21 protein-coding genes are annotated in these 21,723 nt (G+C 42.8%); 16 read left to right on the forward strand and 5 right to left on the reverse strand.

Going from position 1 to position 21,723, the window contains the following annotated elements; genetic code table 11:
- Positions 1–16 precede the first annotated feature (16 nt).
- Positions 17–1,474, forward strand: a complete 1,458-nt coding sequence (locus ACAX20_RS01545) for an aminoacyl-histidine dipeptidase (RefSeq protein WP_371187987.1) — start codon at positions 17–19, stop codon at positions 1,472–1,474.
- A 112-nt stretch (positions 1,475–1,586) separates the two neighbouring features.
- On the opposite strand, the gene ACAX20_RS01550 is transcribed toward ACAX20_RS01545, so the two are convergent.
- Together ACAX20_RS01550 and ACAX20_RS01555 are read right to left on the reverse strand one after the other, a co-directional pair.
- Positions 1,587–2,243 carry a cytochrome b/b6 domain-containing protein gene (locus ACAX20_RS01550; RefSeq protein ID WP_371187989.1) on the reverse strand — a complete coding sequence of 219 codons (657 nt, stop codon included), beginning with the start codon at positions 2,241–2,243 and terminating at the stop codon, positions 1,587–1,589.
- A complete protein-coding gene (locus tag ACAX20_RS01555; protein ID WP_371187991.1) occupies positions 2,236–2,667 on the reverse strand; it encodes a cytochrome b562 in 432 nt (143 codons plus the stop codon). The genes ACAX20_RS01550 and ACAX20_RS01555 overlap by 8 nt, the downstream gene beginning before the upstream one ends.
- Positions 2,668–2,799: 132 nt before the next feature.
- Here ACAX20_RS01555 and rnr point away from each other — a divergent pair, with 132 nt between their 5' ends.
- The 8 genes from rnr (at position 2,800) to ACAX20_RS01595 (ending at position 9,461) form a co-directional block, all read left to right on the forward strand.
- Positions 2,800–5,214 carry a ribonuclease R gene (gene rnr, locus ACAX20_RS01560; RefSeq protein WP_371187993.1) on the forward strand — a complete coding sequence of 805 codons (2,415 nt, stop codon included), beginning with the start codon at positions 2,800–2,802 and terminating at the stop codon, positions 5,212–5,214.
- Between the two features lie 61 nt (positions 5,215–5,275).
- Positions 5,276–6,034 (forward strand): 23S rRNA (guanosine(2251)-2'-O)-methyltransferase RlmB, encoded by a 759-nt coding sequence (gene rlmB, locus ACAX20_RS01565; RefSeq protein WP_371187995.1) that lies wholly within the window; start codon positions 5,276–5,278, stop codon positions 6,032–6,034.
- Positions 6,035–6,346: 312 nt separating this feature from the next.
- Complete coding sequence (rpsF, locus tag ACAX20_RS01570; RefSeq protein WP_371187997.1) at positions 6,347–6,757, forward strand: 30S ribosomal protein S6; 411 nt, start codon at positions 6,347–6,349, stop codon at positions 6,755–6,757.
- Between the two features lie 6 nt (positions 6,758–6,763).
- Positions 6,764–7,072 carry a primosomal replication protein N gene (gene priB, locus ACAX20_RS01575; RefSeq protein WP_371187999.1) on the forward strand — a complete coding sequence of 103 codons (309 nt, stop codon included), beginning with the start codon at positions 6,764–6,766 and terminating at the stop codon, positions 7,070–7,072.
- 9 nt (positions 7,073–7,081) lie between these two features.
- Complete coding sequence (rpsR, locus tag ACAX20_RS01580; RefSeq protein WP_169128084.1) at positions 7,082–7,309, forward strand: 30S ribosomal protein S18; 228 nt, start codon at positions 7,082–7,084, stop codon at positions 7,307–7,309.
- A gap of 18 nt (positions 7,310–7,327) precedes the next feature.
- On the forward strand, positions 7,328–7,780 hold the full coding sequence (rplI, locus tag ACAX20_RS01585; protein ID WP_371188001.1) for a 50S ribosomal protein L9: 453 nt from the start codon (positions 7,328–7,330) through the stop codon (positions 7,778–7,780).
- A gap of 214 nt (positions 7,781–7,994) precedes the next feature.
- A complete protein-coding gene (locus tag ACAX20_RS01590; RefSeq protein ID WP_371188003.1) occupies positions 7,995–8,720 on the forward strand; it encodes a complement resistance protein TraT in 726 nt (241 codons plus the stop codon).
- A 12-nt stretch (positions 8,721–8,732) separates the two neighbouring features.
- Positions 8,733–9,461 carry a complement resistance protein TraT gene (locus ACAX20_RS01595; RefSeq protein ID WP_371188005.1) on the forward strand — a complete coding sequence of 243 codons (729 nt, stop codon included), beginning with the start codon at positions 8,733–8,735 and terminating at the stop codon, positions 9,459–9,461.
- 178 nt (positions 9,462–9,639) lie between these two features.
- On the opposite strand, the gene ACAX20_RS01600 is transcribed toward ACAX20_RS01595, so the two are convergent.
- The 3 genes from ACAX20_RS01600 to ACAX20_RS01610 form a co-directional block, all read right to left on the reverse strand.
- Positions 9,640–9,924 (reverse strand): GIY-YIG nuclease family protein, encoded by a 285-nt coding sequence (locus tag ACAX20_RS01600; RefSeq protein WP_371188007.1) that lies wholly within the window; start codon positions 9,922–9,924, stop codon positions 9,640–9,642.
- A 264-nt stretch (positions 9,925–10,188) separates the two neighbouring features.
- Positions 10,189–11,157, reverse strand: a complete 969-nt coding sequence (locus ACAX20_RS01605; protein WP_371188009.1) for a 1-aminocyclopropane-1-carboxylate deaminase/D-cysteine desulfhydrase — start codon at positions 11,155–11,157, stop codon at positions 10,189–10,191.
- Positions 11,158–11,263: 106 nt separating this feature from the next.
- Positions 11,264–11,866: an acyloxyacyl hydrolase gene (locus ACAX20_RS01610; RefSeq protein WP_371188011.1), complete on the reverse strand. Its 603-nt coding sequence runs from the start codon at positions 11,864–11,866 to the stop codon at positions 11,264–11,266.
- A gap of 369 nt (positions 11,867–12,235) precedes the next feature.
- Between ACAX20_RS01610 and ACAX20_RS01615 the strand changes: the two genes are divergently transcribed.
- From ACAX20_RS01615 to ACAX20_RS01645, 7 genes are read left to right on the forward strand one after another with little or no spacing between them, the layout of a single operon-like run.
- Positions 12,236–13,279 carry a rod shape-determining protein gene (locus tag ACAX20_RS01615; protein ID WP_371188013.1) on the forward strand — a complete coding sequence of 348 codons (1,044 nt, stop codon included), beginning with the start codon at positions 12,236–12,238 and terminating at the stop codon, positions 13,277–13,279.
- 56 nt (positions 13,280–13,335) lie between these two features.
- A complete protein-coding gene (gene mreC, locus ACAX20_RS01620) occupies positions 13,336–14,205 on the forward strand; it encodes a rod shape-determining protein MreC (protein ID WP_371188015.1) in 870 nt (289 codons plus the stop codon).
- Positions 14,186–14,674, forward strand: a complete 489-nt coding sequence (mreD, locus tag ACAX20_RS01625) for a rod shape-determining protein MreD (RefSeq protein ID WP_371188017.1) — start codon at positions 14,186–14,188, stop codon at positions 14,672–14,674. The genes mreC and mreD overlap by 20 nt, the downstream gene beginning before the upstream one ends.
- Complete coding sequence (locus ACAX20_RS01630) at positions 14,674–15,261, forward strand: nucleoside triphosphate pyrophosphatase (protein ID WP_371188019.1); 588 nt, start codon at positions 14,674–14,676, stop codon at positions 15,259–15,261. The genes mreD and ACAX20_RS01630 overlap by 1 nt, the downstream gene beginning before the upstream one ends.
- Positions 15,258–16,727 (forward strand): ribonuclease G, encoded by a 1,470-nt coding sequence (gene rng / locus ACAX20_RS01635; RefSeq protein ID WP_371188021.1) that lies wholly within the window; start codon positions 15,258–15,260, stop codon positions 16,725–16,727. The genes ACAX20_RS01630 and rng overlap by 4 nt, the downstream gene beginning before the upstream one ends.
- Positions 16,727–20,872 carry a YhdP family protein gene (locus ACAX20_RS01640; RefSeq protein ID WP_371188023.1) on the forward strand — a complete coding sequence of 1,382 codons (4,146 nt, stop codon included), beginning with the start codon at positions 16,727–16,729 and terminating at the stop codon, positions 20,870–20,872. The genes rng and ACAX20_RS01640 overlap by 1 nt, the downstream gene beginning before the upstream one ends.
- Positions 20,873–21,715 (forward strand): carbon-nitrogen hydrolase family protein, encoded by an 843-nt coding sequence (locus ACAX20_RS01645; protein ID WP_371188025.1) that lies wholly within the window; start codon positions 20,873–20,875, stop codon positions 21,713–21,715.
- The last annotated feature ends 8 nt before the right edge of the window (positions 21,716–21,723 follow it).

The following is a 21,723-nucleotide window of genomic DNA, read 5'->3' on the forward strand; positions in this document are numbered from 1 at the left end:
GCAACAAGAGCTTATTATGAGTGAATTAAATCAATTGCAACCAAACAAGCTTTGGTCCATCTTCGCCAATATCTGTGCCATTCCACATCCATCAAAGCATGAACAAAAAATTTCGGCTTGGATCCAACAGTGGGCCGCGGAGTTAGATATTGAATGCAGGGAAGATGAGGTTGGTAACCTATTCTTGAAAAAGCCCGCGACAGCAGGCATGGAAGATCGTAAAGGTGTTATTTTACAAGCCCATATGGATATGGTACCGCAAAAAAACAATGGTACCGAGCATGACTTTCTTACCGATCCAATTCGTCCGTACATTGATGGTGAATGGGTAACCGCAGAAGGTACGACCTTAGGTGCGGATAATGGCATCGGCTTAGCGTCGGCGATGGCCGTGTTAGCCAGTGATGACATTCAACATGGCCCATTGGAAGTGCTTGTCACTATTGACGAAGAAGCGGGGATGAGCGGTGCCTTTGGTTTAAAAGCCGGTTGGTTAGACGGCGATATTTTAATTAATACCGATTCTGAGCAAGAAGGTGAAGTCTACATGGGCTGTGCCGGAGGTGTTGATGCTAGTGCTACGTTTGCACTTGAAACCGAAGCTGTACCTGCCGATTGGGAGTCGTTTAACATTTCGATTTCTGGACTTAAAGGTGGCCACTCAGGTGTTGATATTCATCTTGGCCGTGGTAATGCCAATAAGTTGTTAGTGCGCTTTTTATTGCAAGCGACAAAGCAGTTTGGTGTTCAACTTACAGAGCTTAATGGTGGCAGCCTGCGTAATGCGATTCCACGTGAAGCAAATGCCAGCTTTGTGGTTGCCAAAGACCAAGTTGCAGCGTTAACTGCCGCGTTTGAAGCCTACTTAGCACAAATTAAGCAAAACCTACATGCGGTTGAGCCTGACTTATCAATGATGCTTATTCAGCCAGAAGAGTTTGAAAGCATGTGGTCGAAGGCATGTCAGCAACATATTCTAGCGGCACTTAACGGCACACCCAATGGTGTATTGCGAATGAGTGATGATATTGAAGGGGTGGTAGAGACATCTGTTAACCTTGGTGTGCTGCGTTGTAAAGGACCGAAATTTGTTGCTCTAAGCTTGATTCGTTCATTACATGATGATGGTCGTATTGAAACCGAAGAGATGATCGACTCGGTATTTGGCTTGGCGGGTGCCAGTGTTGAATTTTCAGGAGCGTATCCAGGCTGGAAACCGAGTACTGATTCACAAATTATGAACTTAGTTCGTGAAACCTATCAGCAAACGTTTAATAAATTACCTGAAATCATGGTGATTCATGCCGGTCTTGAATGTGGTTTATTTAAAACAGAATATCCTCATCTTGATATGGTATCGATTGGTCCAACGATTAAGTTCCCGCACTCTCCTGATGAGAAAGTGGAAATTAAAACGGTTGCGCAATACTGGACATTATTAACTAACGTATTGGCAAATATTCCGAAAGCTTAATTGTCTTAAAATAGGTTACACCGTAAAAAAGCTCGCGCTAAGAGGTTCTTGGGGCGAGCTTTTTATATTTGCGCTAGTTGTTTGTGCACTTTATGGTTGAGACGTTAAGCGTTTAATAGCTACTAAATTCGATAGCAAAGTAATATAAAGCACCGGCGCTACTGAACCAGATAAACAAGGGGGTTAGCACAGATTTTAACTGTGGCTGTAGGTTATGATTGAAATCTGAACTTTTCTTGTAGCCAGTGACTATGCTCGCAATGACATTGTCACCACGCATGACATGAAAAACGCCAGCCAGAGCATGTACGGCGATTAAACCCAGTAATACATCAAAATTACTGCTGTGTAAGCTGTCCATGTATGTGGCCACTTTTTCAGAGGCAAAGCCATAGAGTGGTCCCTCGGCAAAAACATCATCGGTGGCGAATAAGCCGCTAATGATTTGCACCATCAGGGTTATTAATAACGCGATGACCATGTAACCACCCACTGGGTTATGGCCAATATGTGGTTGACTGATGCGGTTATTACGCCACGCTTGGATAACGGTTATTGGTGAGCGGACAAAGTGATTAAAACGTGATGTCTCACTGCCCATAAAACCCCAAACGATACGACTAATCCACAGGCCAGCAAGAATAAAACCACAGACAAAATGCAGTTCAAAATAGGCGTTATCTGCGCTGTACCAAAGTAAAGCCAGCAAACATAGCTGGCTTAGGTGGTAAAGTCGGGTGTAATTATCCCAAACTTTAATTTTATGCATCGCAATCCATCTTGAACGCTTTATGACCTTTTTTAGCAAGTTTGCCAATTTTCGCTAACGCTTGTTTGCGCGCAGTATTATCTTGCGCGCGAATAAGCTCCATGGTGGCGCTTTCAAGATCGGCCATACCACGCTGATATTGATTAAACTTGGCTTTTTGCTCATCGTTTAGTTGCTCATTATCGGCAACAGATAATGGTACTAGAGTATCGCCTTGACGAATATTCGCTAGCAGAGATTGTGCCGCTTGCTTTACCGCTTGCTCATCACCCGCTTTTAAAGACTGCTTTATGATTTTCATATCGTCTTTCATATTACCCATCACTTCCGCTAATGGGGTTTCACCGCACATTGGGTGAGCGGCGAAGGCGCTTGGTAAAAAAGATATGCTAAGTAGAGATGCCAATGCGATGTTTTTTATCATTGTTATGTAGTTCCTTTAATGGCTAATGAGGTGCTTTTATGTTCTTGTTATTTCGTGAAATCGAGAATTGAATTAAAAGCCCTATTTAATGTTAAGGTGGTATACTAACTAAAAAAGCAAGCAGATCAAATTTTGAAAGCGAAAGATCCTAATTACCAGCGTGAAGCTGCCAAATACGACAAACCAATAGCCAGCCGTGAGTTTCTGTTAGCCTTATTGGAGCAAAAAGGCTTTCCGATGAGTTTTGCGCAGATCCTTAAAGCGCTCGACTATCGTGATGAAGAACGCAAAATTGCGGTTAAACGTCGCCTACGCGCTATGGAAAACGCAGGTCAACTTGTATTCACTAAGTTTAAGCAATATGCCATTGCCACAGAAAAGAAAATTATTACCGGTGAGGTTATTGGCCATCGTGATGGCTTTGGTTTTTTAAAGCCAGATGAAGGTGATAAAGACTTATTTATCCCGTATCACGAAATGCGTAAATTACTCCATGGTGACATTGTTGAAGCCAGAGTCACTGAAAGTAGTGACGCAAAAGGTAAACAGGAAGTTAAAATTCTTGATGTCTTGGTACCGCGACAAGCAAAAGTTATTGGTCGCTTGTTTGTTGAGCGTTCGGTTATTACGGTTATCCCAGAAGATGCTCGACTTGATCATGAAATTATTATTCCTAGCGATAAACGTCTTGGTGCCCGTCATGGGCAAATGGTTATCGTTGAGCTTATCCAACGTCCGACCAAGCGCAATGTTGCTTTAGGTAAAGTGGTTGAGGTGCTCGGTGAGCACATGGCACCAGGTATGGAAGTGCAAGTTGCGTTACATGCCCATGATATACCTCATACATGGCCAGACTCGTTGCTTGATGAGATTGCTACTTTAGAGCCTGAAGTCAGTGATGAAGCAAAATTACCGCGTGTTGATTTACGCGATTTACCCTTGGTGACCATTGATGGTGAGGATGCTCGAGACTTTGATGATGCTGTATATTGTCAAACCAAACCCTCAGGAGGCTGGCGCTTATGGGTTGCCATTGCCGATGTCAGTTATTATGTGCGCCCAGGTACCGCTCTAGATGATGAAGCGATAAAGCGTGGCAACTCGGTATACTTTCCTAATCAGGTGATCCCGATGTTGCCTGAGGTACTATCTAACGGTTTGTGCTCATTAAACCCTGACGTTGACAGACTGTGTATGGTTTGCGAAATGACGGTGAGTGCGAATGGTAAGCTGACGGGATCTAAGTTTTACCCTGCGGTCATGCGCTCTAAGCAACGTTTTACCTACACTAAAGTAGCAGCTATGTTAGACGGTGATACTGAATTGCGTGAGCGATATGCTGCGCATGTCGATGACTTGCATGAATTACATAATATGTATCATGCGCTTGTTCAAGCGCGACGCAATCGCGGTGCGATTGAGTTTGAAACCGAAGAAGTACGTTTTATTTATAACGCTGATAAAAAAATTGAATCAGTAGAGCCGTTGGTGCGCAATGACGCGCATAAGATCATCGAAGAATGTATGATTTTAGCGAATGTCGCGACGGCTAAGTTTGTTGAAAAACATAATAAACCAGGACTATTTCGTGTCCACGACAAGCCTAATGCAGATAAATACAATAACTTGGTAAGCTATTTAGCGGAGTTAGGAATAGAACTAGTTAAACGCGAAGAGCCAGAGCCTCGTGATTTTGGCGAGATCACCGAACGGGTTGCTGAGCGACCTGATAAAGAATTGATCCAAACGATGATGTTGCGCTCAATGAAGCAAGCGGTATATCAAGCGGAAAATATTGGCCATTTTGGTTTGTCGCTGCCTCAGTACGCGCATTTTACGTCACCGATTCGTCGCTACCCTGATTTGGTCATTCACCGTGTAATTAAAGCCATTTTACAAGCTGAACATAACGATGCCTCTAATGTTGGCTTTCATACCTATGATGAGCAACAAGTCACCGAACTCGGTGAACATTGTTCTATGACTGAGCGCCGCGCCGATGAAGCAACGCGCGAGGTAGCCGACTGGCTTAAATGTGAGTTTATGCAAGATCACGTTGGTGATGAGTTTACCGGTGTTATTGCTACCGTCACCAACTTTGGTTTTTTTGTGCGTTTGCAAGATTTTCATATTGAAGGCTTAGTGCACATTAGCTCGCTTGGTAAAGATTATTTTAGCCACGATGAAGTACGTATGTGCTTGGTAGGTGAAAATACCAAGCAGCGTTATCATGTAGGTGACATGGTTAATGTGCAAGTAGCGAGTGTTAACCTAGACGAGAAGAAAATTGATCTTATTCTCGCGGGTGACAATGCTATAATTGAGCGCGCTAGCAAAAAGCTTCGTAAAAAGACTAAAAGCACTAATGCCAAGGCGACTAAAAAACAACGCACTAGTGAACCTGATTTATGGGATCGAGGCAGTGCGAAACCAAGTGAGTCGGATAAAAATGGCGGTAAGACAAAAGGCAAGTCAAAAGCCAGTCGTCGCAATAAGGCGAAATCTCGTCCGGGCAAAAACGCTCGCAAGCGTGTAAATAAAGGTTAATTACAAGTAAGGCTCAATCAGCCGATGCTTTATTAGTAACAGTTTCTGAGAATAACAACTTATGGCAAAACACGATGAATTAGTGCTCGGCATTCACGCTGTAAACGCATTAATTAAACGTTCTCCAGAGCGTTTTATTGAAATTTGGTTTTTAAAAGGGCGAGAAGATGAGCGTCTGCTACCCATCATTAATTTAGCCCGCAAGTATGGCGTTGCCATACAGTTTACTCATCGCAAAGCGATGGATGAGAAAAGCCAAGGCGAACAGCACCAAGGCGTGATTGCTAAAGTTAAGCCGGGTAAAACCTACACAGAACAAGATATAGACGATATTGTGTTGCAAGCAGAGCAACGCGGTGAAGTCCCATTTTTGTTAGTACTTGATGGCGTAACAGATCCCCATAACCTAGGAGCCTGTTTACGTAATGCTGATGCGGCAGGCGTGCAAGCGATTATTGTCCCTAAAGATAATGCAGCACGTATTACTTCAACGGTCCGTAAGGTAGCGGTTGGTGCCGCTGAAACCGTGCCTTTAGTGCAAGTAACGAATTTAGCGCGTGCTCTTAAGCAACTACAAACACTTGGTGTTTGGGTGATCGGCACGGCTGGTGAAGCAGAGCAGTCACTATATGATGCTAAGCTCGTTGGCCCTATGGCGTTAGTTATGGGCGCAGAAGGCAAGGGCATGCGTCGCTTAACTCGCGAAACTTGTGATGAGCTTGTGAAACTGCCAATGGCGGGTGCGGTATCGAGTTTAAATGTATCGGTAGCTTCAGGTATTTGTTTATTTGAAATTGTTCGTCAACGTTTAGCAAACTAGTTTCTCGTTAACTTTAATTTTACAATGCGGCGCGGCTGAACATGCTTTCACAGCAAGTTTGTGAGTTTAAGAATAGCTTTTGAGCCTGTAAGCTACATTGAATAAGTTATTGTAAGCCAAAATCTTTTCTTATCAGGTTTTGGCTTTTTTATTGGCAATATAATACTGCACAGAGACAATAAAACTATTACTTGCTTTCATTGTTCAATTTCCCTACAATACGCGACCTTAAATCAGCCATTTTTATTTGTTCCTTGCCTTTATGCTGGTGTGGCTGAGCCAGAAAGAGGCTACAACCGTAAGGAGCTCGTAATGCGTCATTACGAAATCGTATTTATGGTTCACCCTGATCAGAGTGAACAAGTTAACGGTATGATCCAACGTTATACCGACATGATCACTGCAGCTGAAGGCCAAATCCACCGTCTAGAAGACTGGGGTCGTCGTCAGTTAGCATACCCAATCAACAAACTGCACAAAGCTCACTACGTTCTAATGAACGTTGAAGCGCCACAGTCTGTTATTGATGAATTAGAAACTTCTTTCCGTTACAACGATGTAGTTATCCGTAACATGATCATGCGTACTAAAGGTGCGGTAACTGAAGCTTCTCCAATGGCTGCTGCCAAAGAAGAGCGTCAAGACCGTCGCGAGAAAAAAGAAGTTGCTAAAGAAGCGCCAGCTGCTGAAGCACAAGCTGAAGAAGCTGCAAGCGAAGAATAGTAATTAGTGACTGATAATTGCCTTGTTTTGGTTGGTGAGGTGCAAAAAGCACCGAAAGTAGCCATAACACCTGCCGGTATCGCTCACTGCCAATTTCCAATTGAGCATCGCTCAATGCAAATGGAAGAAGGCATGAGTCGCCAAGCTTACGCTAGAATGCAGGTGGTTGCGACAGGTCAATGGTCACAAAATTTATCTCGTGAATTAGTAGTGGGTAGCAAAGTGAAAGTGACAGGTTTTATTAACCGTCATGAATCCAGAAACGGCAATCCGATTTTGGTATTGCATGCCCAACACATTGAAATTGTTAATTAGGAGAAATCCATGTCTCGTTTATTTAGACGTCGCAAGTTCTGTCGCTTTAGCGCAGAAGGCGTAGCAGAAATCGATTACAAAGACATCGCTACGTTAAAAAACTACATCACTGAAAGTGGTAAAATCGTTCCTAGCCGTATCACTGGTACTTCAGCTAAGTATCAACGTCAACTTGGTCGTGCGATCAAGCGTGCTCGTTACTTATCTTTATTACCATATACTGATCTTCACAAGTAACCTAAAGGGGCTATTAAAATGCAAGTAATTCTTCTTGATAAAATTGCCAAGTTAGGCGGTCTAGGTGATCAGGTTGAAGTTAAAGCTGGTTACGCTCGTAACTTCTTACTTCCTCAAGGTAAAGCTGTTATCGCTTCTAAAGCAAACGTTGAGCACTTTGAAGCTCGTCGTGCTGAGCTTGAAGCTAAGCTAGCTGAAGTTTTAGCATCTGCTGAAGCTCGTGCTGCTAAACTAGCTGAACTAGCTGAAGTAACTATCGCTTCTAAAGCTGGTGACGAAGGTAAGCTATTCGGTTCTATCGGTACTAACGACATCGCTGTTGCTTTAACTGAAGCTGGCGTTGAAGTTGCTAAGTCAGAAGTTCGTCTTCCACTTGGTACTATCCGTGAAACTGGCGAATACGAAATCGTTATTCACCTTCACGCAGACGTTGACGCAACTGTTAAAGTTGTTGTTATCGCTGAAGCATAATCAAAGCTTTCCTTTGATTGTTCAAAGCCTGCCTTGTGCAGGCTTTGTTGTTTGTAAATTCCTATTCTCATGTTCTTGCATTAGTAACTAATGCTTCTTCTTTATTTTGCTGTAACCACTTTTATTCACGCTAAAATAAATTGAATTATTTCATGACATTACTACTCCTATGTTTTATGTTTAGAAGATAATTTACTCAGTTCGGTGTAGGTTTATGTCAATAAAAAGAATCACTAGCGGCATAGTGATGACTGTCGTTTTACTGTTGTCTGGTTGTGCAGCTTTACACACCAGTATTGATAAAAATGAACTTGACGTACAGACACATATGTCGGCGAGCATCATGCTAACACCGGTGTCTTCAGAGCAACGAACTGTGTTTTTGCAGTTAAAAAATACCTCAGACAAGCAATTTGATTATTATGGTCCGGTGCGAGACGCCATCATCAAAAAAGGCTATAGGGTTGTTGATGATCCAGAGCTTGCTCATTACTGGTTACAGGCCAATATTTTACAGGTCAATCGTCAAGATTTACGCGAACTCGAAGGTCATGTAAATCATGCTTATAATGCCGCTATTGAAGGAGCAGAATTTGGCTCGCTATTTGGCGACGGTGATGGTGAAACGGCAGCGATGATAGTCGGTGGTCTGCTTGGTGTTGTCATCGATGCCTTAGTGAGTGATGTGGTTTATGTGATGATCACCGATCTGCAGGTCTCGGAAAAAGTATCGTCCGATGTGACCATCGAGGAGTCTAATCAAACGCAAATACAGCAAGGCACCTCGGGTGATGTTGAGCAAAGCAGCGTTGAAATTAGCGAACGTCGAAAATATCAAACGCGTGTCACCTCAACGGCGAATCAAGTGAATTTAACGTTCGAAGAAGCTCAGCAGCAGTTATTGCAAGGGTTAGTGCGCTCCGTATCAGGCATTCTATAGTGAGAAATAACAATGAAGAACTATAAAAATATTTTAAACCTACTCGTTTTATTTTTTGTTTCGGTATCTCTTAGTGGTTGCGGAGCGTTGCACACATCTGTTAAAAAACGCAACCTCGATGTGCAAACCAAAATGTCCTCTACGGTTTGGTTAGATCCGGTATCGGCCGATAAACGCACGGTATTTTTACAGCTACGTAATACCTCTGATAAACCCGCTTTGACCTACGAAAGCGAAGTGCGCAACGCCATTGCCGCGAAAGGTTACCAAGTTATTGATGATCCAGAGCTGGCACACTACTGGTTACAAGTAAACGTACTACAGGTTGGCCGTACCGACCTACGTGCAGGTGACTCATTCGGTACCTTTGGTTCGGCAGTCGCTGGTGGCGCGGTCGGCGCACAAATGGGGGCAGGCTCAGGCCAAGTCGCCGCCGGTGTTGTAGGGGCAGGCTTAGGCATTATTTTTGATGCCATGGTTGATGATAATTTGTTTACCATGATAACCGATATTCAAATATCGGAAAAAGTCACTAATGGTGTTCGCGTCAATCAAACCGAAACCTCGGTATTGTTGCAAGGTGAGTCAGGCACTAAAACACAGACTAGCAGTGAAGTTGTCGATCGTAAAAAATACCAAACCCGCATTGTATCGATTGCCAACAAAGCCAATTTACAATTTGAAGAAGCGGAGCCCGCATTACGCCAAGGATTAATTAATTCCTTATCGGGTATGTTATAACTACGCGAGAATAATCACCTGTTTGATAGCCGGTGATTTTTTATGGTAAATCAGAGTGGTTATCGGCAGTAACGAGCGATTTGAAGCCTGATGCAGATATAGACAAAAAGCGCCGTCATCCCACCATGCTTTTGGGTGGGATCTCCTTCCGCATACAGTGAGTAAGAAAATCGATTTACTATAGTTCCTGATATAAATCATTCCACTCAGGATTTACTTTTTTAATAAGTCTTTCTTTCCAGGACCTTTGCCACCGTTTCAACCTTTTCTCTCGATAAATAGCACTGTTCATATCATCATACAGTTCCAAATAAACCAATTTATTTAGATTGTATCGTTTGCTAAAGCCCTCAGTAAGTTTCTGTTTATGTTGAAATGTTCGTTGAAGTAGATTGCTAGTAACACCAACATAGATAACAGTATTGGATTCGTTTGAAATAATGTATATGGCTGGTTGTTTCATGTTTGAAGTCCTTTTCAAATATATGAACAACTATAGTCGCTAAATAAACGGTGAAGTAAAATAGACACTTCGAAACTGGTAAAGATCCCACCCAAAAACATGGTGGGATGACGGTTTACTGTTTTGATAATGTGCGTGCTTCTTTGGTGCTATTTTTTCTAATTGTGTGAACGACTCTGATTGACACAAAACGGCCCCAGAGAGGGGCGATAAATAAAAGAATTAGCGGTTCGATGAGTTCCACTTTTTCAATTATTTTACTCGTTATAGTTGGTGTCCTAGTGGCTTAAGAAATAGGCTTGGGTCAATTAAGCCGCGTTCATGCAATCCACCAAGTCCTTGTATACCACCTGTGTGCAGTAACACAATAGTAGCACCTGCTGGAAAGTAGCCTTGTTTAACGAGGTTCATAAAGGCCAGCATCATTTTACCTGAGTAGATCGGCTCTAGAGGCACAGTGAGTCGTTTGCTTAGTTCGGAAATGGCGATGGCATCAGCTTGCGAAAACTTGCCGTAGCCACCAAGGTGTTGATCGTTTACGAGGTGCCAATTGTTGAATTTTGCCGATGGGGTTTGTTCGTCTGCGTCAAGCAGCTGATTAATTTCTTGTTCTAAATAACCGTCTTGCTTAAGTACACTTACACCAATAATTTTTTTTCTATTGTTATCTGCTTTTATTAGTCCAGCAATGGTGCCACCACTGCCTACAGGGGTAAGTAAATAGTCACTTTTAATGGTGTTGTCTATTTCAGCTATCACTTCACCAACGCCAATAAGCGCTTGTTGGTTTGAGCCACCTTCAGGGACTAAAAATGCGCTAGGGTATTGTTGCAAAAGCTGCTGCTGAAAGTCTTTTTCTTGCCTTAGGCGGTAAGTTTGTCTATCAACAAAATGTAACTTCATGCCCCAGTGCTGTGCCCACTGTAAAGTGAAATTATTGGCATAGTGTGGTTCACCACGAATAACCCCGATACAGCCGATTTTTTGTTGGTTGCAAGCATAGGCAAGAACGTGAATATGGTTTGAATACGCTCCACCAAAACTGATGATGGAGCTCGCACCTTGTTGCTTTGCTGCGAGGATATTGTATTTAAGTTTACGCCATTTGTTACCGGAAATAATCGGATGAATTAAGTCATCACGTTTTATGTAAACATTAAGCTGGTGCCGCGAAAATTCGGGTAAATTTATTGGTTGTAGTGGGCTGGACGCCGATTGAATGTGACTACTCATGGCTTAGAGTGATAGGTATGCTCATTAATTTGCCGCAGTATATCATCAAAGCTGGTCACATCGACCCGTGTGCACATACTTACCTTTCTATTGGGCTTATATTGGGTCACCAGTGATAACCATATCCTATGCCTAAGGTATCAACGCCATCGTTGTATTTATTAGTTTCACCATTAGAGTAATGATAGAGAAATAACGTAACTTGATGTTGATTCTGATAGATTAAATTTAACTGTAATTTATTTTCGAATAGTAAGCGTGAGCCTAATTTAGCGTAACCAAAACGTTCATTACTTTGATAACTGATGCCTATGCCAATCCCTAATTGCAGTAGCCAGTCGGTGGTGGGCTGATAGAGTGGTATCCGGAATACAGGAGTGATGCTAATACCATAACTGTCATTGTGCCATTGAGGGTGATAGGAACGGTTCTCATTAGGGTGATGATCCGACCACCACCAACCGCCATATCGATCAACCCACTTATTCGCCGAAACCTCTAGGTCGAGCGTAACGTCCCAAGAGTTGTCTAATGTAGCAATATCATTATGAATATATGTGAGTTGATAGGTCTCATTATCACCAAGTCTATGATGATGCTCTGGTGACTTACCAAATAATGCAAGTACTCCTTGAGCATGACAAATATTCGCTAAGGTTAGCGTAAGAAAGATCACGAGCGGTCTAATTAATGTAATCAGTGATATCATTTGAGCCTCATAAGCGTTGCTCTTGTAGCATATTGAAAATAATGAAATCTTTAACGGAACACCATGCTTAAGCATAGCAAAGGATCGTTAATAGCAAGGATTAAATGTATTACGGTAAAGGCTTTGCTACTAACTTTATTGGACATTAAAAAGATGATCATTACGGCTTAAGCTATGCTTTTAACCTGCGGATGGAAATAACCAACATTTTTTACTATTTTTTCACGTTTTAGCACTGTCTTTTAGCTGATCATCGGGTATGATAGCTTAATTATTTTGATAAATTGAACTAATGATAGAAAAGCTTGGCTAAGGCAATAGGAAAGCAGTAAATCTAAGGTCAATACCAGCTAAAGGAATTCATCTCCCATGTTGAAAGTTTTACGTGGAATGTTCTCAAATGACTTATCTATCGATTTGGGAACTGCGAACACACTAATATATGTAAAAGATCAAGGCATTGTCCTTGATGAGCCATCGGTAGTCGCTATTCGTCAAGACAAAGCTGGTGGTAACAAAAGTGTTGCTGCGGTAGGTACTGCGGCAAAACAAATGCTTGGTCGTACGCCAGGAAACATTGAAGCTATTCGCCCAATGAAAGATGGTGTAATTGCAAACTTTTTCGTTACCGAAAAAATGCTTCAACACTTTATCAAACAAGTACACTCAAATAACTTTTTACGCCCAAGCCCGCGTGTATTGGTTTGTGTACCATGTGGCTCTACCCAAGTAGAACGCCGCGCAATTAAAGAATCGGCATTAGGTGCAGGTGCGCGTGATGTGTACCTTATCGATGAGCCAATGGCGGCAGCCATTGGTGCTGACTTACCTGTATCGGCAGCAGAAGGTTCAATGGTTGTTGATATTGGTGGTGGTACCACGGAAGTTGGTATCATCTCATTAAATGGCCTAGTTTATTCATCATCTGTGCGTATTGGTGGTGATAAATTTGATGAAGCTATCATTAACTATGTGCGTCGTAACTTTGGTAGTTTAATTGGTGAAGCGACAGCTGAGCGTATTAAGCAAGAAATTGGTAGTGCCTATCCAGGCGAAGAGCTAATGGAAATCGAAGTTCGTGGTCGTAACCTTGCTGAAGGTGTTCCACGCAGCTTTACCCTTAACTCAAATGAAATTCTTGAAGCGTTACAAGAGCCTTTATCGGGTATTGTAAGTGCTGTAATGGTAGCATTAGAACAGTGTCCTCCAGAGCTTGCTTCAGATATTTCTGAGCGCGGCATGGTGCTTACCGGTGGTGGCGCACTACTTAAAGATCTTGATCGTTTACTAGCTGAAGAAACCGGTATTCCGGTAATCGTTGCCGATGATCCATTAACGTGTGTCGCACGTGGCGGCGGTAAAGCGCTAGAAATGATTGATATGCATGGTGGCGACTTGTTTGCTTACGAGTAAACATAGCATCATAGCGATAACTTTATTAGGCAGCATTAGCTGCCTTTGCGATTTATATGAACCCGATTTTTATTGAAGGTTACTCCAGTCATAAACGAATGGTGATGGCACTCGTGCTGTCCCTCGTCTTTATTTATTGTGATCATAAATTAGCAAGCTTTGAAAGTGCTCGAGCGTTATTGCAGTCATTGGTAAGTCCGTTGCAATATATTGCCGATACGCCTGGTCAAATCATGGATTTCACTTCAGAAAACCTAGTGACTCGTCGACAGCTGATGGAAGATAACCAACGTTTACAACGCAACGAAGTGTTATTGCGTGAGCGCCTTCTCGAACTTGATATTCTCAAGCAAGAAAATCAGCGACTGAGGCAATTATTGCAAGCTCCGGTAAAAGCCAATATTGATAAAATGGTTGCTGAAATCGTCTCGGTAGACAGCGATCCATACTCTCATCAGATACTTATCAATCGTGGCGAAATTGATGGAGTTTATGAAGGCCAACCGGTCATTAATGATAAAGGTGTTGTTGGTCAAGTCTTACATACCGGCCTTAATAGCTCACGTGTCTTATTGTTAACCGACATAACCCATGCTATCCCATTGCGCGTGCATCGAAATGGCTTGCGAGTGATCGCTAAAGGTACGGGTAGTATCGATGAAATGGACGTTACTCATGTACCCTATGCAAGCGATATAAAGGTTGGTGATTTATTGGTTACCTCTGGCTTAGGAGGTACTTTCCCTGAAGGCTATCCTGTTGCTATGGTAAGTTATGTTGCTGATAACCCAAATAAAAAATTTGCAAAGATCCGCATAACACCGCTGGTTGATGTCGATCGTTTACGTTACTTGCTGTTGCTGTGGCCAGCAAATAACCCGTCAACCGCTCCGACACTAGATGGAGATGTTAGTGAAGGCTCGTAACAACAACTATATCATCGTCATAACGATCGCTGTGTCGTTGATGCTGAGCATCATGCCACTACCTTTAGGGGTGGATGCTTACCGACCAAGCTGGGTGTTAATGGTTCTTATTTATTGGTCACTTGCATTGCCTAATCGCGTCAATGTGTTTTATGGCTGGTTGGTTGGCTTATTAGTTGATGCGTTACTGGGTTCAACGCTAGGTGTGAATGCCTTCGCTTGTGCCTTAGTGGTGTATGTCAGCGCCAATAATTATCAAAAAATACGTAACTTTTCTATTTGGCAACAGTCGTTTATCGTCGCCTTATTTATTGCCCTTTATCATTTAATCGTATTTTGGCTGCAACGCTTTTTGTTTGAGGTCGACTTCTCGATAAGTTACCTCAAACCAGTGCTTACATCAGCATTACTGTGGTTTATTGTGTTTTTATTGCTGCGTAAAATTCGTCGACAATTTAAGGTGCATTGATGACCGTTTATTTAGCTTCACAGTCACCGCGACGTAAAGAGTTGCTTGGCTATCTGCTTGATGACTTTCATGTGTCACCAGCTGACATCGATGAATCAGTCGAAGCAGGAGAGAACCCGCAGCAATATGTCATGCGAATGGCGAAAACTAAGGCCAAAGCAGGGTGGCAAAAACTTGCTGATAAACACAGGAGCAATTGGGTTATAGGCTCTGATACGGTGGTTGTTCATGGCGACAATATTTTAGGTAAGCCCAAAGATTACCCTGATAGCTTGCGCATTTTGCGTATGTTATCGGCAACCGAGCACCAAGTGATGACGGCAGTTTGCCTATATAACGGTGAGCAGCAATTGTTAGAGCTAGTTATTACCGATGTTGAGTTTGCAGCACTAACCGATGCACAAATTTATCATTATTGGCATACTGGTGAGCCACAAGATAAAGCGGGCAGTTATGGCATCCAGGGCATTGGTGGCCAATTTGTGAAACGCATCAACGGCAGCTACTCCAACGTGGTGGGCTTGCCGTTATGCGAAATGCGTAGTTTATTAATGAAAGCTTCAATAAAAATAGCAGGTAGCGAATGAGCGGCGAGTTACTGATCAATGTGACACCAAGTGAAACCCGAGTCGCATTAATTGAAAACGGCACATTACAAGAAGTGCACATAGAACGTAATGCCAAACGCGGCATTGTCGGTAACATCTATTTGGGTAAAGTGATCCGAGTGTTACCAGGAATGCAAGCGGCTTTTGTCGATATCAACCTCGATAAAGCCGCATTTTTGCATGCGTCAGATATTCGTACACGCTTAATCACCAATAATGAAGAAACGGTTAACGAGCATGAAGTCGCCGATATCCGCACCTTAGTGCATGAAGGGCAATACTTAATGGTGCAGGTAGTTAAAGATCCCCTTGGAACTAAAGGCGCTCGATTAACGACTGATTTAACCATCGCTTCACGTTACTTAGTGATGATGCCTAACTCGTCACATGCTGGCGTTTCACAACGTATTGAAGGCGATAAAGAGCGTGAACGATTGCGTAAATTGGTTTTGCCATTTTGCGATGATGATGGTGGCTTTATCGTTCGTACTGCTGCTGAGGGAGCTGGCGATGAAGAGCTCGTTCATGATGCTGAATTTTTACGCCGAGTATGGCAAAAAGTGCGTGAGCGTAAGCAACGTAAACAAACCAATATGGCGCTCTATCAAGATCTGCATTTGGCCTGTCGCATTATTCGCGACTTTGTTGGTGGTGGACTTGAGCGCATTCGCGTCGATTCGCGGCTAACGTACGACCAGCTTGTTGAGTTTACCGAAGAGTTTGTTCCTGAATTACGTCAACTGATCGAATATTACCCAGGTGAAAAGCCTATTTTTGATTTGTTTTCGGTAGAGACAGAAATTCAACGCGCGTTACAGCGTAAGGTTGAACTCAAGTCTGGTGGTTATCTCATTATTGACCAAACGGAAGCGATGACGACCATCGATATCAATACCGGTGCCTTTGTTGGTCATCGTAATCTTGAAGAGACCATCTTTAATACCAATATAGAAGAGATTCAAGCTATTGCCCGACAATTACGGTTGCGCAATTTAGGTGGCATTATCATTATCGACTTCATTGATATGGTTAGTAGTGAACACCGTAAACGGGTGCTGCATTCATTAGAGTTAGCGATGGCCAAAGATAACGTTAAATACAGTATCAGTGGCTTTTCGCAGCTTGGCTTAGTCGAGATGACCCGTAAACGCACTCGCGAGTCGCTAGAGCACATTTTGTGTGACGAATGCCCGGTGTGTGATGGTCGAGGTCAATTAAAAACCGTAGAAACCGTTTGCTTTGAAATTTTAAGAGAAATCGTGCGTGTTAATCGCGCCTATGACGCCGATAAGTTTATTGTTTATGCCGCTCCTGCGGTAAGTGAGGCGTTAAATGATGATGAAATGCATCACTTGGCAGAGCTGGAAATGTTTATTGGTAAACAAATCAAAGTGAAAACTGAACCTGAATATATTCAAGAGCAGTTTGATGTGGTGATGATGTAGTGAAAAGCGTTTGGGCATTTATTAATACCTGGCTAAATAGGCTTTATAAATCTCTGGCGATACTTCTGGTATTGCTTGCGGTATTGATTACCTCTGCCCGAGTGTTATTACCTTATGCTGATAACTTTAAGCAAGATATCGAAGCTTATGTAAACCAAGTTTATCGCGGTGATGTTAGCATTGGTGAATTATCGGCTGGCTGGCAAGGGTTTGGCCCCACTTTGATAGTTCGCGATGTTGTCTTGTCAGATAGCGAGATGCTGGCGATCACTATCGATGAAGTTGATGTTAGCCTTGATGTGTTGTTTAGCGTTAAGAATCGGCAATTAAAAATTAAAGACCTAATGCTGCATGGTGTCGAGGTCAAGATCGATGAAACTCAAACCACGACCGGTAGTGAGCAAGGTAATGCCGATATTGATGCGGTCTACGATTTAGTATTCCATAAGTTGAGTCGCTTTTCAGTTGTTGATGCCAATATTCTTCACATCAGCAAGCTAAGAGAACGCTCTTTGCGGATCACTAAATTGGCGTGGCACAACGAAGATGAACGTCACCAAGCGATTGGTAAAGTCGATGTGATAGGCTTTTCAAGTAATGGTGCCAAGCTTATTGTTGATTTACGTGGTGCTAATCGGCATGAGCTGCACGGCGATATATTTGTTCAAGCAACTAATATTGATGTTACTGATTGGCTATCATCGGTGTTAGGGGAGTATGCAGAGCAGTTTACTAGCCAGATAAACTTTGACACTTGGATAACCATTGACGCAGGCAAAGTTACCGAAGCGCATGTTAATTTAGGCGAAAATCATCTCAGCTGGCAGTTTGAAGATGAGCAACAGCAGTTGCTTATCCCCGCTGCCCAATTGAGTATTTACCGTCAATCGGCGGGGCATCAATCGGCATTCTCTTTACGTTCATCTGATATTGCTTGGCAATTAAACGAACAAGTATTACGACCTCTTCAGATAACTGGCCTCATCAATGATAAGTACAGTGAATGGTATTTTAATGGCGTTGATGTCGGTCAGCTTTGGCCATTATTTTCAATAGCTTCGGCAAATAACCAAGCACTTGCTGATTACCTAGCGTTGCAACCATCAGGGCAAATAAATAACGTTCAGGTATATCATGATAATAGTCAATATAAAGCCACACTATTGTTTGAAGGAGTTAGTGTAAAGCCAGCGGCCGCAATTCCTGGGGTGAGTAATTTATCGGGGCAGTTACTACTGAGCAATAGCCGAGCCGATATTAATTTTTCAGTGCATGACAGTGTCGTTGATTTTGCAGGCGACTTTACAAGACCTATTCCTGTTGAGCAATTAGCGGCTAGCGTAAGCTTTAAACACAGTCATAATGATTGGCGCTTACAGGTTGAAAATATCAATTTGCAATCGTCCGAGTTAACCTTAACTGGCGACATGCAATATTTACACAATAATGATCGCGATGATTGGCTAAGTATTTTTGCTAACTTGACGGATGTTGATGTCAGTAAAGTACAGTACTATTTGCCGCTACCTTTGATGAGTGAAGGGCTTGTCAATTACTTAACTAACGCTATCAAAGCAGGTGCTGCTGAACAAGTCGCGGTGATTGTCAACGGTCCTGCCTCTGGCTTTCCATATAAAGATGGAGATGGTGTTTTTATTGTTGATGCAGATTTAATTGATACCGATTTTTCATTTGCTAGTTCTTGGCCTGCCATTACCGATGCCAGTCTCAATTTGAACTTCACCGGTAACTCAATGTTGATAACGGCATATGATGGTGATTTATCAGGCTTAAAAACGGAACAGGTTAAGGTCGCTATTGCCAGCTTAGGGCGAAACTCTGTGCTAACGGTTGATGCGCCAGTAGCTGGTAATGTAGCCGATGTTCGGCGGTTGATGAATGCCAGCCCGTTACAAACGAGTGTTGGCAAAACGTTAGACTATCTCGATCCATCAGGGGACGTTACTGGCCACTTTAACTTATCCTTGCCGCTATCTGAGGGCCAGGCAATCGCCAAGGGGCAAGTCAATTTTATCGATAATAAACTCAATTTAGCTGCTCCTAATATGCCTTTTGAGCGAGTATCTGGTCGTTTATTCTTTGAAAATGATCGTATTGATACGGAAGATTTAACCATGACATGGTTAGGCTTGCCGATGGCGTTGGATGTTACAGGCTCGAGTGGCGACAATCATTACCAGCTTGCCATTGACATGGATGGACAGTGGCAGTCACAACATTATCAGCCAATGGTTCCAGATTCATTGCAGTCGTATATCGATGGACAGTTAGATTGGCAGGGTAAGCTATCGCTGTTTATCCCTCAGCAAGGTAATATTGCCTATGATTTGGCGATTGATTCGTCACTGCAAAACTTAGCATTGCATCTACCAGAGCCTTACCGTAAGGCTGAAGGTAATGAGCAATTATTACGAATCAATGCTAAGGGCAACAACACTTTGTCGGAAATAAATGCGCAAATGGGTAAGCGATTATCGTTTTCTGGTGAGTTAAATCATGACAAGGTAAGTTTTGACCGAGCACAATTGGTGCTGGGTACCGAAGCCATGATGTTGCCCATGAAAGGGTTCCATATTAATTCAAGCTTGGAACACATTGAGTATTTGCCGTGGCATAAATTTATTTTTGCGATCATTGATGCCTTGCCTAAAAATGGTTTAACCGAGCAACAGTCGACAGAAGAATACGCATTACTGCAAGCGCCTGAACGAATTCGTGGAAAAATCGATACACTCGATGTGTTTGGTGAGCCAGTTAATCATATTGATTTTAATCTATTAAATGAACCTGACTGGTGGCTATTGCAGCTCAATAGTGATGCGTTTCGTGGTCGAGCGCGTTTTTATCATGAATTTTCTGAAAAAGGGATCGACATTGATGCCGATAAGATCCATTTGTTTGCCAACACCGATCAAAGCGTAAGCAAACAGGCCCAAGAACTATCTAATGCAAACGCTGAGAATAATCCGCATACCGACTCAGACACTCAAATTATTGCCGCTCCGGCAGGTGGCATCGACTTAACATCGATACCTAATCTGCGTGTTTCATGTGACAGCTGTAAATTTAGGCAATTTGATTTTGGTAAGGTAAATATTGAAATTGAGCAGGTAAACGATACTCTCGTGCGTTTAAATACCTTTACCGCTGAACGTAACAACCTCGATTTAAATCTTACTGGTGCGTGGTCTAAAACCCAAGAAGTTAACGAAACAACAATTACGGGGTCGTTAAATGTCGATGATGTCGAACGAGAGTTTCGAGCCTTACAATCGACGTCTGGTATGCGTGATAGTGGTTTTGTCGGCAGTTATGATATTCGTTGGCAAGGGGCTCCACATGATTTTAACTTCGCGACCCTAAATGGCGACGTTAAAGGTCAGCTAGACGATGGTTATTTAGTCGAGGTGAGTGATCAGGGAGCGCGATTGCTGTCACTGCTAAGCTTACAATCGCTTATTCGTAAGTTAACTTTTGATTTTCGTGATGTGTTTTCGGAAGGTATGTTCTATAACGACTTTGAAGGGGACTTTAACGTTGTTAATGGCGTTGTCTATACAGATAACCTGAAAATGGATGGCGTTGCGGGTAATTTAAGTATCAAAGGAAATACTAACTTTAATACTAACCAACTCGATTATAAGTTAGCTTTTGCACCGAAAGTGACCGCGAGTTTGCCCGTGTTAGTCTGGTTGATTAACCCAATAGCCGGAGCGGCAGCTTTGGTGGTGAATGAAGCGATTGAAAAAGCTGAGGTTATATCGGTCATTAACTTTGAGCTTACCGGTGAATTAACTAAGCCTAACTTTAAGGAAGTTGATCGTGAAACCCGTAATGTCAATGTAGGCAAATCCAAACCTGATGCCAGTGACCTGCCTCAACCAAACGTACCGACAACAAAAGGATTAACCGATGGCCCGCAAGCCACTCTATCAAAGACTAACATCTCCACAGATGTAGAAGCGAGTGCTGGTGAGCCAAGCGTCGCAGGTAAATCAAGCGTCGCTAATGAATTAGCTGGTAGTGAACCTGACCGCGGTGATCGAAGTAGTATCGAAACATTGCAGCAAGCAGCATCATTAAAGGCAAAGGTTACTAATCCAAGTTGTGAGGAATGTACCTAAATGCTAACCGTTACAGCACTGCAAATGACATCGGTTGCCGATATCGATAAAAATTTACAGTTTATTGACCAGCAACTTTCCTCATTAACGCCGAGCAGCGAGCATTTAGTGGTGTTGCCAGAGTGTTGTTTGTTTTTTGGCGGTAGTGATAAACAACAGTTAGCTATCGCTGAACCACTTGGGCACGGTTATATGCAGCAACAATTAAGTCAATTAGCGATAAAGCATAATGTCTATTTATTGGCAGGCAGTGTACCTATTTGCCATTCCGCTGAAAAGTTTACTGCCAGCAGCTTATTATTTTCACCGATGGGAACATTAATTGCCGATTATCAGAAATTACACTTATTTGATGTTAATGTCAGCGATAACCAAGGCCAATATCGAGAGTCGAATTATACTCAGTCAGGTGATAAGTTAATGACGGTGGCGCTGCCGAGTGCCAATGTAGGTTTGAGTATCTGTTATGACCTACGCTTTGCTGGCTTGTTTGCTGCGTTACGCGATCAAGGTGCAGAGCTTATCTGCGTTCCTAGCGCCTTCACTTATGTTACCGGTAAAGCTCATTGGCAGGCGCTGCTGCGAGCAAGAGCGATAGAAAACCAAGTTTATATCGTTGCAGCTGGTCAAGTTGGTACACACGAAAATGGTCGACAAACCTTTGGTCATTCAATGATTATCGACCCTTGGGGGGAGATAATTGCCAGTATCGACCAGGGACATGGTATGATCACTGCTAATATTGACCGTGAGAAAATTTTTGAGGTGCGCAATCAGATCCCTGTCGCCACCCATAATCGTTTTATCACTACTCTTGGCCAAACACCGCCAAAGAGTAGCTAACCGTGGAA

Origin of the sequence: Thalassotalea sp. Sam97 (assembly GCF_041379765.1) — a bacterium.
GTDB classification, from domain to species: Bacteria; Pseudomonadota; Gammaproteobacteria; order Enterobacterales; family Alteromonadaceae; genus Thalassotalea_A; species Thalassotalea_A maritima.

What these genes read in the sequence shown, in the direction of transcription:
- ACAX20_RS01545 (WP_371187987.1), top strand. Translation starts at nt 17, where the DNA reads ATGAGTGAATTAAATCAATTGCAACCAAACAAGCTTTGGTCCATCTTC.
- ACAX20_RS01550 (WP_371187989.1), bottom strand. Translation starts at nt 2,243, where the DNA reads ATGCATAAAATTAAAGTTTGGGATAATTACACCCGACTTTACCACCTA.
- ACAX20_RS01555 (WP_371187991.1), bottom strand. Translation starts at nt 2,667, where the DNA reads ATGATAAAAAACATCGCATTGGCATCTCTACTTAGCATATCTTTTTTA.
- rlmB (WP_371187995.1), top strand. Translation starts at nt 5,276, where the DNA reads ATGGCAAAACACGATGAATTAGTGCTCGGCATTCACGCTGTAAACGCA.
- rpsF (WP_371187997.1), top strand. Translation starts at nt 6,347, where the DNA reads ATGCGTCATTACGAAATCGTATTTATGGTTCACCCTGATCAGAGTGAA.
- rpsR (WP_169128084.1), top strand. Translation starts at nt 7,082, where the DNA reads ATGTCTCGTTTATTTAGACGTCGCAAGTTCTGTCGCTTTAGCGCAGAA.
- rplI (WP_371188001.1), top strand. Translation starts at nt 7,328, where the DNA reads ATGCAAGTAATTCTTCTTGATAAAATTGCCAAGTTAGGCGGTCTAGGT.
- ACAX20_RS01590 (WP_371188003.1), top strand. Translation starts at nt 7,995, where the DNA reads ATGTCAATAAAAAGAATCACTAGCGGCATAGTGATGACTGTCGTTTTA.
- ACAX20_RS01595 (WP_371188005.1), top strand. Translation starts at nt 8,733, where the DNA reads ATGAAGAACTATAAAAATATTTTAAACCTACTCGTTTTATTTTTTGTT.
- ACAX20_RS01600 (WP_371188007.1), bottom strand. Translation starts at nt 9,924, where the DNA reads ATGAAACAACCAGCCATATACATTATTTCAAACGAATCCAATACTGTT.
- ACAX20_RS01605 (WP_371188009.1), bottom strand. Translation starts at nt 11,157, where the DNA reads ATGAGTAGTCACATTCAATCGGCGTCCAGCCCACTACAACCAATAAAT.
- ACAX20_RS01610 (WP_371188011.1), bottom strand. Translation starts at nt 11,866, where the DNA reads ATGATATCACTGATTACATTAATTAGACCGCTCGTGATCTTTCTTACG.
- ACAX20_RS01615 (WP_371188013.1), top strand. Translation starts at nt 12,236, where the DNA reads ATGTTGAAAGTTTTACGTGGAATGTTCTCAAATGACTTATCTATCGAT.
- mreC (WP_371188015.1), top strand. Translation starts at nt 13,336, where the DNA reads ATGAACCCGATTTTTATTGAAGGTTACTCCAGTCATAAACGAATGGTG.
- mreD (WP_371188017.1), top strand. Translation starts at nt 14,186, where the DNA reads ATGTTAGTGAAGGCTCGTAACAACAACTATATCATCGTCATAACGATC.
- ACAX20_RS01630 (WP_371188019.1), top strand. Translation starts at nt 14,674, where the DNA reads ATGACCGTTTATTTAGCTTCACAGTCACCGCGACGTAAAGAGTTGCTT.
- rng (WP_371188021.1), top strand. Translation starts at nt 15,258, where the DNA reads ATGAGCGGCGAGTTACTGATCAATGTGACACCAAGTGAAACCCGAGTC.
- ACAX20_RS01645 (WP_371188025.1), top strand. Translation starts at nt 20,873, where the DNA reads ATGCTAACCGTTACAGCACTGCAAATGACATCGGTTGCCGATATCGAT.